Origin of the sequence: Paenibacillus sp. Soil522 (genome assembly GCF_001428245.1) — a bacterium.
GTDB lineage: Bacteria > Bacillota > Bacilli > Paenibacillales > Paenibacillaceae > Pristimantibacillus.
Window position 1 is genome coordinate 79,024 of the sequence record NZ_LMRV01000028.1, and the last position, 11,683, is coordinate 90,706.

Below are 11,683 nucleotides of genomic sequence, written 5' to 3' on the forward strand. Positions count from 1 at the left end.
GCCAAAAAGAAAGACACGGAAGCGCCAATTACAGGCGCCCCGTGTCTTTTTTGTTTGGTCGATTCGTTTCGGCAGAAGCGGCTGCGGTTTCACCGGCTGCAAGCCGAAACGGTTTTTTGCCGCGGTGATCGTTGCCCTTATAGCCGCCCTTGCGCTGCTGATGCTCACGCTTCCCGCTGCCCGGCTGTTCACCGCTGCTCCGGCCTTCTGAAGCAGCAGAGCTGTCGCTGCCGCCCTTATTTTCATGATTACTGCGATTAGCGCTTCTATGGCGATTTTCCCTAGTGTGATTGCGGTTATGCTTCTCATGCGGTGGCGAAGAAATACCATCCCTTGCACTCGCAACCTCATCATCCTCTGCATCCGCACCCTCGGAAACCTCCACTAAGCCGGCAGCTGCCGCAAGGAGATCAGCCGCTTCAATACGAGGGCGATGATCGTCCGCGTCCAAATCATAGTCGTCTGGCTCCCGCTTCGTGCTTTGCGTTTTTTCAAGAATGAAATAAGCACAGCCAAAATTGCAATATTCATTGATGTAATCCGGCATGCCTGATAAGTTGCTTTCCTTCGTTGCCTTCTGATGATTATCGCGGAAAAAACCTTTCAATCGAAGCTGACTATAGCCCCAATCGCCGACGATAAAATCATAACGCTCCAACACTTCGCTGTATCGGTCGCGAAACGCTTCAGGATTCCAGCCGTTTCTATTTTCTTGTACAATTTCGTATGATTTTCCGCCGATATGAATTAAAGCCATATTCTCCACCTCATCTTGAGCGTCAGTTACATGCTGCTTGAGCAAGCACCGGAGGAAGCCTCACGGTTAAATCCTGCCTCTTCGGTATCTGCAGCAATCGCTGCGTGTGCCGAATCGGTTTGCTCATGCGCATGATAAGAGCTGCGTACTAACGGTGCGGATTCTACATGTCTGAAACCGCGCTTCAGCCCTTCTTCTTTTAATTTTGCAAATTCATCCGGGTGGACATAACGTACGATCGGCAGATGGTTAGGCGACGGCTGCAAATATTGACCTAATGTCAAAATATTTACATCATTAGCCCGCAGATCATCCATCGTCTGTAAAATTTCATCCCATTCCTCGCCCACGCCTAGCATGATGCTTGATTTGGTAGGAATTTTCGGTTTCATTTCTTTGGCGCGTTTAAGAAGCTCCATGGTACGGCTGTATTTCGCTCTCGCGCGGACGCGATCCGAAAGCCGCTCTACTGTCTCTACATTATGATTCAATATGTCAGGGTTAGCATCCATTACGATCTGAAGCGCATCCTTATTGCCCAGGAAGTCAGGAATAAGCACCTCAACACGGCAAAACGGCATCCGTTTGCGAATTGCATGAACCGTAGCTGCAAAAATCGATGCTCCGCCATCTTTGAGATCGTCGCGCGCTACCGAAGTAACGACGCAGTGCTGCAAGCCCATTTGTTCAGCGGCTTCCGCTACCCGTTCCGGTTCATCCAAATCAAGCTCAGTCGGCATACCGGTCTTAACCGCGCAGAAACGGCAAGCGCGCGTGCAAATATCGCCCAAAATCATAAATGTAGCCGTGCGGTTCGCCCAGCATTCATATATGTTTGGGCAGCGAGCTTCCTCGCAAACCGTATGAAGCGTTTTTGATCGCATCATATTTTTAATTTCGGCAAAGTTACCGTCTGTCGCAAGCTTTATTCGAAGCCAATCAGGCTTTTTGAGTGTTTCCTGTTGTTTCATATAAGATAACCTGCCTTCAAGTTCATTTATAATTCCTAAACTCATGGGGTTATTATAACATGTTTCACAAAAAAATAGCACTTTCTCAGGTTTTCGTTTCCATTGTTGCAACCGACTTTCTCCGCCGCGCATAAAAACCGATGACTTGCAAAACATAACGTTATAACCGTCATGCTTTTGGAAGGGTGAGACGTTTGAAACTGACTATTTCTATTGTTGCAGCAATAACGGCAGCTTCCCTGCTTATTGTCTTCCCCGTCAGCCCGGCAATAGCGTATCCTGCTGTCAAAAGGCAGACCGAAGCGACAAAAGAGCAAGCGGCAGCGGCCGAGCCCGACCCTCTCCCGGCCAGGAGAGGCTTGTATGAGAAATTAAGCTTGTTTACCGAAATTCCATGGTACTGGATTGCGGCGGTCGATCAGTACGAGCGCTCGATGTCTAAGGTTAAACCGAAGACCCGCCCTATGCTTGGCAGCACGGTGGGCGTATTCATCGACCAAGAACGATGGGCAGGTCTGCTTAATCCCAATTTGGAGGACAGCTCGCCGCTCTCGATCCGCTTCTTTAACGGCATCGGGCGCGATGGAGACGGCAACGGGCATGCAGAGCGGACGAGTGACGTTGATCTGCTGTATTCGCTTGTAAGCCGCATTGCAGCATACGGATCAACGGACGATGATTTCGCAATTGGACTTTGGGAATATTACCAAAATAATCGCTCCGTTCAGCGCATTCAGCAATTTGCACGCATTTATGCTGCATTTGGCAAGCTCGACCTGTTTGAGCACGCTTTTCCCGTTCCGGTCGGTACTCACTATGCTTATAACAGCACCTGGGGAACCGGACGAAGCTGGGGCGGCAGGCGTACCCATGAGGGCACGGACATCTTTGCCAATCACGGTCTTCCTGTTCGAAGCACCTGCTACGGCATCGTCGAGGTGAAGGGATGGAATCCTTATGGCGGCTGGCGCATCGGCATACGCGATCTGAACAACTTTTACCACTATTACGCACATCTGTCCGGCTATGACAAATCGGTCAACATTGGCGATGTGGTAAAACCCGGTCAGGTCGTGGGATGGGTCGGCAGCTCAGGCTACGGCAAGCCGGGGACACAGGGCAAATTCCCTCCTCACCTGCATTACGGCGTGTATAGCGACCGCGGGTTAATCGAATGGTCATTTGATCCGTATCCGATGCTGCGCCGCTGGGAGCAGGCGGAGCGCAAACGGATCCGGTCCGGTAAATGAGGCAGCTGAAGCCGCGCACACGGAAAAGGACCATTTTACGGTGAAACATAGGCTTTATTTAAAAAAACGACTTTATCGTCTTCCTATCCAGAAGACAATAAAGTCGTTTTTATTGTAAGAACTACTCTGCAGGGGCAACTCCTTTATCGTTTGCAGAACTGTTATGAGCATTCGAATTACCTGAATCCTCGGGTAATGCTTCGCCGGAATTAGACGCTTCCCCATTGGAGGATTCGTCATTTCCGCTATTTTGAGGATTGGTCGTGACGCCGCCATCCGAACCTTGGCCGAGCGGCACAGAGATGTTCGGCGCTTCCGCGGCCGATTCGCCAACAGGCTTGCCGGTATTGTCATAATAGTACATAGGCACGTCGCCGACTACAAGAAGATACGAAATCGGGATATCGGTTTCCACAATCTCCGGCTCGGTATCAAATGGAATGATAATGGTCACCTCCGCAATAATGCGGATATAAACCTCCACCAAAATCATATTGATGCCAGCGTCCTTCTGGCGCGTGCTAAGATCAACCTTAACGGCGCCTACCGGCTCGAATTTAACCGGCACACTTGGTCCGTACGAGGAAATGATGGCGCTGTTCAGCGCATGCCCAATCGGAATATGCTCGGGTATGTCCTTCATTTCGTTTAGTGTCTTTTGAACTGTGTTGATCGTTTGCGAGGTGATGTTCATATGCTCAGCGTAATTAAGCATGAATCCCGATATTTTACCGTTGCTGTTCATTTTCCAGTCAATCAGCTTATCGGATTCCGAGCGGCTGGCGACCTGCTCCGTTATCGCTTTGTTGATCGCCTGCGTTGCGAGCTGCTTGACCCGCACTTTGGCTATTTTCATAAGCGGCGGACGCAAATTCTGTTCAATATATACGAAGGACTGTATTGAAAATACCATCATCACAATCAGAGTAATAAGGACGATCGTGCGCCGCCGTATCCGGGGCTTGCCAGGTTTGGCGCCCCAAGTGCCGCTTGAGCCGCCGCTATGGTTCCGGGCGCTGCCGCCTAACCTTAGCGCCGGACGCCGGAGCCCCCATTTTCCGCTGCTGGAGCTTGAACGGGTGCCCCATTTCTTAGGAGCTGAACGGGATGAAGCTGAGCTGCCGCGGCTGCCCCAGCTGACCGTTCTTACTTTAGAGAATGGACGGCCAGACCAAAGCTGCATCCGGCTCCCGCCAAACGGCCTGAACCGCCAGCCTCTCCTTCCCCATTTCGCCAATACGATCCCCTCCCGCATCATCCTGCCCGCTTCCATTACCCATACTTATGCAATACTCGGCCAAAAAAGAAGACGACCTGATCATGGTCTGCAGTAGAGCAGGCCATATCGCCCTCGCACAACTGGGCTTTGCAACGCTATAGGACATGCGATAAACTTAAGAAATAATTTTCCTGTTGAAGGAGCTTACATATGGCCATAAACCGACGTCTTCATACGGACTGTGATTTTGAGGAGGTTATAAGGCAGCAGCAGCGCATTCGCGTCTTTCAAGACAATCAGCTCATCGATTCAAGCTCGCTTGTCGTGCGCTTTGACGACAGCATCATCGTAACCCAATCGGGGATAAGCGATATTTCGTATCACAACCGGAAGGAATGCGAATTTTTTGTGCTTAGAAAGCGTTAAGCCCAAGCGTAAACGGCTGTCGCCGTCCTTTGGTGGCAAAAGCTCGTTTCGCGATGAAATATAAGCAGGTATAAGGGTGAAACTTATAAATTCTTATATTTGAAGCTAAAAACGGTGTCGCCATGACCGCCTTCGCGCGACTGGCTGACACCGTTTTTATTTTAAAGTTATTTTCGAGCTGGAATGCCGTTTTTTTTAACAAGGGGACGAACTGCAAACATAGATTGTGTGCGTTTGGCGAATAATTAAACAGATGCCAAAGGAAAGGAGCAACAATCATGAGCGATCAACACAAGCCAAACACGCAACATGTCGCGCCAAAATCGAGCGATCCGAGTAAGCAGGGAAGATCCGCAGCACAGAAAAAGTCGAAATAACCCTTAAATAACGAGAGACGAAATTGCAAAAAAAAGGTGCTGCTAATCATCGATGATGGTCAGCAGCACTTTTTTCGGTTTATTTTAAGCCATAAAAGCTGAAAGATGTTCATATTTAAAGCTGCATTAAGGCCGCATCATAAACTAATCCTGAAGCCCTCTGTATCTGGCCGTTCTTAATTCCTTTATATACGGTTCTAATAAAGGCATGCCTGATTGAGCGGCTTGCTTAATCGATAATTCAATATCATAGGGTACGCGCACAAACTGAATGTTTAGCGGTGCAGCGCTCTCGTCAGCTAATAAACCCTCTAAAATAACATAGGATGCCTGCGTAATGTCGAGCGGATTTCCTACACTGCCGGCATTAAAAAGTGGCTTGCCCGATATATGCTGAAGATAAGCATTATGAATATCTCCGTAGCCCACGACGTCTGCTCGTTTTTGCCGCTCGCAAAGCTCAGAATAATCAAATAGCGACAGTCGTTTGTCTAAAGCATCCCATGGCTGAATTCGTTCATACAAGCTGCGGGGGGAAGCATGAAATAATCTTATAAATTTTCCGCTCATAACAAACTCGATCGAAAATGGGAGCGCGCCCAAATAGCGCATACGCTGCTCGCCCAGAACGGCTTGATGCCATTGAATCGCTTCAATATCACTTTCCTTTGTCATAAAATCTTCCCAGTTTCCCATAATCACTTGCTCGCAATGTTTGTTTACCAGATCTACGCAAATATCCGAGCTTGGTCCTTTTCCGACAAGATCCCCAAGACAAAAGATTTTTGCGACCTCCCGTTGTTGGATGTCTTCCAGCACGGCTTCCAGAGCGGGCAAATTACCGTGTATATCAGAAAGAATAGCAATTTTCTGCATAAACCTACCTCCATAACACTTTTCGAAATTCGAATGCTATCTCCGTCATGCCGTTTGAATCGTTATAATATTCTACTGTAAGGTTTGGCAACTAACAAAACAAGGAAATATTTGGTGTCAAGATGGATTAAAGCCATCTCTGATTGACACAAGAACAAATGTTCGCATATAATGGACGTGAGGTGACTTGCGTATGGCTATGAAATTGTCGGAAATATACGATTTGACCGCTCGGCCATCACATGAAGAAATGCGGATGGTGTACGATTCCATTATTCTTCCCATCGTACTCGCAGTTGTTAAACATAATCAGCGTGAATTACATAAAAAAGCCCGGTCATTGCGCAGTCTTTTCGTCAGAACGGCAGACATTATTATCGCAAGGATTGAGGCAGACCTAGCGTTGTCCAGACGATTTATTCTTCGTCAAAACATCGTAATTAATGAAAAAAATAAAAGCTGCTCCACCGTTAATTATCTTGTTACTTATCGTAGTTATGAGGAGTCTCTTGCCTTCTCCCGCGATTACTTACTTCTTGAAATTAATGCGCGGATAGCTGCATATATGGCGGTAATTTTTAAAAATGATTGATTTCATCCCGTCTGTCGGAATGAATTGCCGCCAATAATCAATTGAATCCTGGCTTCCACGCAGGTATGCCCATCTTCCCGAGCAATTCCATCCACTCTGCCGGTCTCGTCCATCGCTTGGAGGTGAAACAGTTATCTACTGCTAAATAAATCTATGGGTCAGTCATCGGTTTAGCTCCCTAAAAATTAAACTGATCTGCATTTTTTGCCCTTGAAATATCGAGAGGCGCATGCATATGCATGCGCCTCTCACCGCTTCAGGACGTGCAGACCATCGCATTTGGCCCCTCTATATTAATCCCCGCTTCGAATGATCCTGCAAGATTACTTGATAATAAATGTCGGCACCTTAGCATGCTGCACGACATAATGGCTTACACTGCCTAGGAAAAACTCCTTAATTCCCCCTAGTCCTCTACTTCCCATAATAATCATGTCACAAGCATGATGCTCTGCATAATTCACAATTTTTTTCTCCGGATGTCCTTCGCTAATTTTAATCACGATGGGGTTCCCCATGCCGTCCAGCGATTCCTTTATTTCATTCATCATTAATTCCGCTCTTTCCCTGCGAAGCACTTTCACACTTTCCTCCCCAGCCTCCAAAAAATCGAGGAGAGGAAGCGGCTTTAATACATGCAGGATGTGAAGCTCTATTCTTTTATCAACGCCAGCTAGCTTCATTGCTGTTTTTAATGCCTTTTCAGCTAACTCAGAGCCGTCGTGCGCGACTAATATTTTGGAGTAAAAACTCATCATAGTGTTCACCTGCTTTCTACATATTATGAACCTATCGATATCATTTTTAGAACTGTGCGATGCTATATATAGTAAAGCAGCCCCAGTTTTTATACGTTATAAACAGAGACTGAGACTACCTAAGTAGCTTAATAATAATCTACCAACCCGAAAAACTAAACAACTAAATTCGATAAAATTTGACCAATTTAGGGTGAAACCTTTAGGTAATGATACGGTTATCGTTTCCTTTTGTACACCCCCTTCCAATCTGTCTACTTTTCCATGAAAACGCTTCCAATTAATATTACATAAATACAATAAAAGACAGAAAATCCTTATGCATCAAGGAGTATTCTGCCTTCTGGTTGTCTTGAACATCTCAATTACGTTATAGCTTATACTGCTATTACTTGTTCGAATAAGTCCGCTGACGCAAGCTCTCATAAAGTAAAACCGTTGCCGCCATCGCTACGTTAAGCGACTCGGCTTGCCCAACCATCGGAATAATGACGGATTCGTCGACGAGCTCTCGAACCGCAGGCGACAGCCCTTCCGATTCGCTGCCCATAAGCAGCCATGTCGGCTGTGTCCAATCGTAGCCATAGCAGGTATGCTCCGCTTGCAAGCTCGTTCCGATAAGCTTTACGCCTTTTGACCTCGCTTGCGGGAGAAGCTCCTTCAAATCTGCTTCAATAATAGGCAAATGAAACAAAGAGCCCATTGTCGACCTTACAGTCTTCGGATTGTAGAGATCAACGCAGCCATTGCCCAAAATGACGGCATCGGCTCCAACCGCATCGGCGCTGCGAATGATCGTGCCGGCATTACCCGGGTCGCGTACGCCGTCCAGTACGACAACAAGGCAGTTTTTACGGAATAAAGCGGCAGTATCTGACGATAGCTTAGACAAAATGGCAAATACGGGCGGAGGCGTATCCGTTCCCGTACATTTTGACATAACCGCCCGTGATACTTGTACCCATTCCAATCCTAGCGTTGCAGCCGAATCATTGGTTTCCCGCTCGAGCTTCAGCTCTGCAGGAATGCCGCGCTCCGTATCGTAAACAATCGTCGTCACGTCTGCATTGCCCTTCAGCGCTTCCAGTACGAGGTGAACGCCTTCGATCAGAAACTGCCCGCTTCGATCGCGGTATTTTTTGTCCAGCAGCGATGCCCACTGTTTAACCTTTTCATTTTGCAGGGAAGAAATCAATGGATCAAAATTTTCATTCATAATTAGGTTTAACCTTCCGAATATGCGATTTCTAAATTGGTCAGATCCGAGTTTTTGCCGACGATAACAAGGACATCATCGCTGCCGATTAAATCATCAGCATATGGGGCAATGTTCATCTCGGAGCCCGTTTTGATAGCCATAACATTGCATTTATGCTTCGCTCTAATATCGAGCTGCTTTAAACTTTGTCCGATCATCCGACCGGGAGCTTTAATCTCAATGATACTGTAGTCATCCGAAATCTCGATGTAATCGAGAATATTAGGTGAAACGAGATGATGCGCTACACGCAGACCCATATCCCGTTCAGGGAAAACAACCTTATCGGCTCCAATTTTGTTAACGACCTTGCCATGAAGTTCGCTTTGCGCTTTGACAATCAGCGTTTTCACGCCCAGGTCCTTTAAGATGAGCGTCGTCAAAATGCTCGACTGAATGTCTTGCCCGATCGCAACGACGACCACGTCAAAATTTCGTATACCAAGCGCACGAAGCGCTTCCTCATCCGTCGAATCCGCAGAAACTGCATGTGTTACCGTATTTGCGACTTCCTGAACGCGATGCTCGTTCGAGTCGATTGCCAGCACCTCGAAGCCCATCTCCGTCAAAGCTTTCGCAACGCTGGAGCCGAAACGACCCATTCCGATTACTGCGTACTGTTTTTTCGCCATCTTTACAAAATCCTCCTTACAGGATGATTGATGCGGGTGATCTCATCAGTATACCATAGCTTGCGCATTCGGATGAAAACGGCAAGCGTTGGACATAGTAAATAAGTAAATCCTAATGCGGTAGGAGGTTGTTTCATTTGAAAACTGTTGATTTGCGTCAAGCGATCGTAATGCGTGTGCAAGACAATTCAGCCGAGGAGCTTTCTGAAGTCATTGGAGATTCTGTTGGTGCAGACGAGAAAGCGTTGCCCGGGCTCGGCGTTCTGTTTGAAATGATCTGGCAGGAATCCTCGGAGTCAGAGCAAGGTAGAATGGTCGATTCCCTGTATAAGCATCTTCACGATTCCGAGTTCGCTAATCCCACTCCGTCTTAATAACGGACTGCCGCTCTATAAACGATCTGGCCTCCGACGATTGTATTCGTTACCCATGGCTGGCCGTCATAGCGATCCACGATGATTAGATCGGCTGCTTTGCCAAGCTCTATGGAACCAAGCTCGCTGCCTGTGCCTAATGCCTGAGCAGGATGCAGCGTTACCATCCGTACCGCAGACGGCAAAGCAGCAATCCCTTCATCGGCTAGCTTGAACACGGCTGCCAGCATGGAGGAAGGATGATAATCGGAGCATAAAATGTCGGCCGCATCCGCGGCAATGGCATCGACTGCCCTTAAGTTTTTATCATGCGATGCTCCTCTGACTACATTCGGCGCACCTACGCAAACCCTCATACCCCGCTCAGCAGCAAACTTAGCTGTTTCCAAATTAATCGGAAATTCGCAGACGGAAACGCCGTAGCCGGCAGACTCTTCTATTTTTTCAACCGAATCATCATCATGCGAGGCGATAGCAATCCCGCGCTTTGCAGCAAGCTTGCTCAATTTCAGCAAATGCTCGCCGTTTACAAGCTGTCTCCGCTGAAGTAACTCCTCGACAATAACGCGCACCTCATCAACGCTAACACCCTGGTTCTTCATAACGTAACGTTCAAACGAACCTGGCTCGCGATATTGCCCTTGACCCGGCGAGTGATCCATAAACGACAAGTAGTCGATTGCTTTCTCATCCAAGTACCGCTCGACGATGGGCATGCCAGCCAGATGAGATACTTCGAATCGCAAGTGGATCCGGTTGCGGATCATGGACCGTTTGGTGCGGTAGCTGTTAATATGCTCGACCATCCCGGTAAGCAAATGATCACCGCGCAAGCTTAGCCCTACTCCAAGCGATAACGAATGGTACATCGTTGTTATGCCATGCACCGGCAGCTTTCGTTCGAACTCCAACAAAGCCATATCGAGAGGAAACAACGTATTCGGCCGGGGCTGTACTTCCTTCTCAATCGCATCGCAGTGGATGTCGATAAGGCCCGGGAGCACATACTGCTTTGCCGCATCAACCGATGTAAAGCTGGAATGCAGCCGTCTCCAGTTCCGGATAGCCTCTTCGCTTTCAAGGATAGCGTCAATTCTTCCATCGACGATAGCTACGGCTGCCTCCACTATTTTATCTGGCAATATTACCTTACCATTCATAACGATCAATGGCTTCATGCTGGCACTCAAGCGGTCATTCATCGATTTGGTCGTCCCCTTATCCAATAGTTATGGATGTAAGCTTACCATATTCTGCACATCAAAATCATCCTGCCGCGCTTGCTCCGTATCCATTAATCCAGGGCAGCTGCTGCTTTGAAAAATAAATAAAATAAAGGTCTAAGCGTAAGTCGCTCAGACCTTTATTTTCTGCATAAGCTATATCCCGTGTCCTATTCCTTATTCCTCTAGCGGTATAAATTTATAAATGTCCCCGGTCTCAAACGAGTCGATTAAACGTTCCAGCCATCTGTAATACTTTAACGCCTCGTCAATCTTCTGCATGTCATTCTCGAGCACGTCAAGAAACGCCGGATCGCTCTCATATTGCTGCTTTAATGCATCGATTTCCTTCATTGAACGGTTTAAAGCGCTCATGTTCTGCTCGACTGCTTTTCTCCATTTAATCGAGAAGAAATCCGCGAAGTTCTGATGCCAATTCGGCTCGACCTCGTATAAATCTTTTCTGGAGCCCTTGCCCCATACCTTATTTATCATCTTCAGGTCATGCAGCGTCCGCATGCCTGTACTCATCGACGTCTTGCTCATCCCCATCGTCTGACTCATCTCATCAAGCGTAACCGGCTCACGATTAAAGTACATATTCCCGTAAAGATGACCAATAGATAATGTAATACCGTACAAGTCCATGTTTTTTCCGATCGATTCAATGACGCGGCGGCGCGTATTATGAAGCTTTGTGAGCTGTTCTTCTGTTAAATCTGCAAGTTCATTCATGTCGTTCCTCCTGAGGAGTGTCGTTCCCCCTATCATGCCTACATCAATTATTGTAATCAAAGAGCCGTATATATGTAAAGAAAGCCTTTGACATGAAAAAGGGAGTTATCAGGAGTATGCCGCATGTAAAGTACGTAAAGTTATAACTGTTCAAACTATACGATGGCTCACGCCTTTTGACCTTTACAAAGATAACCATCTACACTTATGGGAGTCGAAATATTCCACAAGGGGG

General features: G+C 47.4%; 12 protein-coding genes and 1 pseudogene. 4 read left to right on the top strand and 9 right to left on the bottom strand.

The features are described from left to right. Positions 1-28: 28 nt before the first annotated feature. Positions 29-757, bottom strand: a complete 729-nt coding sequence (locus tag ASG81_RS29615; RefSeq protein ID WP_081417163.1) for a YutD family protein — start codon at positions 755-757, stop codon at positions 29-31. Between the two features lie 26 nt (positions 758-783). Next, positions 784-1,773: a lipoyl synthase gene (gene lipA, locus ASG81_RS06230; RefSeq protein ID WP_081417170.1), complete on the bottom strand. Its 990-nt coding sequence runs from the start codon at positions 1,771-1,773 to the stop codon at positions 784-786. A gap of 149 nt (positions 1,774-1,922) precedes the next feature. Between lipA and ASG81_RS06235 the strand changes: the two genes are divergently transcribed. Then, positions 1,923-2,978, top strand: a complete 1,056-nt coding sequence (locus tag ASG81_RS06235) for a M23 family metallopeptidase (protein WP_081417164.1) — start codon at positions 1,923-1,925, stop codon at positions 2,976-2,978. 121 nt (positions 2,979-3,099) lie between these two features. On the opposite strand, the gene yunB is transcribed toward ASG81_RS06235, so the two are convergent. Beyond that, complete coding sequence (yunB, locus tag ASG81_RS06240) at positions 3,100-4,236, bottom strand: sporulation protein YunB (RefSeq protein WP_327205148.1); 1,137 nt, start codon at positions 4,234-4,236, stop codon at positions 3,100-3,102. A 171-nt stretch (positions 4,237-4,407) separates the two neighbouring features. Here yunB and ASG81_RS06245 point away from each other — a divergent pair, with 171 nt between their 5' ends. Then, a complete protein-coding gene (locus ASG81_RS06245; RefSeq protein WP_056630631.1) occupies positions 4,408-4,623 on the top strand; it encodes a hypothetical protein in 216 nt (71 codons plus the stop codon). 521 nt (positions 4,624-5,144) lie between these two features. Here ASG81_RS06245 and ASG81_RS06250 read toward each other — a convergent pair. Beyond that, positions 5,145-5,876 carry a metallophosphoesterase family protein gene (locus ASG81_RS06250; RefSeq protein WP_056630634.1) on the bottom strand — a complete coding sequence of 244 codons (732 nt, stop codon included), beginning with the start codon at positions 5,874-5,876 and terminating at the stop codon, positions 5,145-5,147. Between the two features lie 193 nt (positions 5,877-6,069). Between ASG81_RS06250 and ASG81_RS06255 the strand changes: the two genes are divergently transcribed. Continuing rightward, on the top strand, positions 6,070-6,468 hold the full coding sequence (locus tag ASG81_RS06255) for a hypothetical protein (RefSeq protein ID WP_056630637.1): 399 nt from the start codon (positions 6,070-6,072) through the stop codon (positions 6,466-6,468). 323 nt (positions 6,469-6,791) lie between these two features. On the opposite strand, the gene ASG81_RS06260 is transcribed toward ASG81_RS06255, so the two are convergent. From ASG81_RS06260 to ASG81_RS06270, 3 genes and pseudogenes are all read right to left on the bottom strand, one after another. Next, positions 6,792-7,226, bottom strand: a complete 435-nt coding sequence (locus tag ASG81_RS06260; protein ID WP_081417165.1) for a universal stress protein — start codon at positions 7,224-7,226, stop codon at positions 6,792-6,794. 388 nt (positions 7,227-7,614) lie between these two features. After that, complete coding sequence (locus ASG81_RS06265; protein ID WP_056630644.1) at positions 7,615-8,442, bottom strand: TrmH family RNA methyltransferase; 828 nt, start codon at positions 8,440-8,442, stop codon at positions 7,615-7,617. An 8-nt stretch (positions 8,443-8,450) separates the two neighbouring features. Next, positions 8,451-9,122, bottom strand: a pseudogene (locus ASG81_RS06270) (potassium channel family protein); the annotation flags it as partial. A 131-nt stretch (positions 9,123-9,253) separates the two neighbouring features. Here ASG81_RS06270 and sspI point away from each other — a divergent pair. Then, positions 9,254-9,490, top strand: coding sequence for a small acid-soluble spore protein SspI (sspI, locus tag ASG81_RS06275; protein ID WP_081417166.1), 237 nt, complete (start codon positions 9,254-9,256; stop codon positions 9,488-9,490). Here the strand turns inward: sspI and ASG81_RS06280 are convergent. Together ASG81_RS06280 and ASG81_RS06285 are read right to left on the bottom strand one after the other, a co-directional pair. Next, positions 9,487-10,692 carry an alpha-D-ribose 1-methylphosphonate 5-triphosphate diphosphatase gene (locus ASG81_RS06280; RefSeq protein ID WP_235548754.1) on the bottom strand — a complete coding sequence of 402 codons (1,206 nt, stop codon included), beginning with the start codon at positions 10,690-10,692 and terminating at the stop codon, positions 9,487-9,489. The two genes, sspI and ASG81_RS06280, sit on opposite strands and share 4 nt — an antisense overlap. Before the next feature lie 198 nt (positions 10,693-10,890). Continuing rightward, positions 10,891-11,448, bottom strand: a complete 558-nt coding sequence (locus ASG81_RS06285) for a GbsR/MarR family transcriptional regulator (RefSeq protein WP_056630651.1) — start codon at positions 11,446-11,448, stop codon at positions 10,891-10,893. Positions 11,449-11,683: the final 235 nt, after the last annotated feature.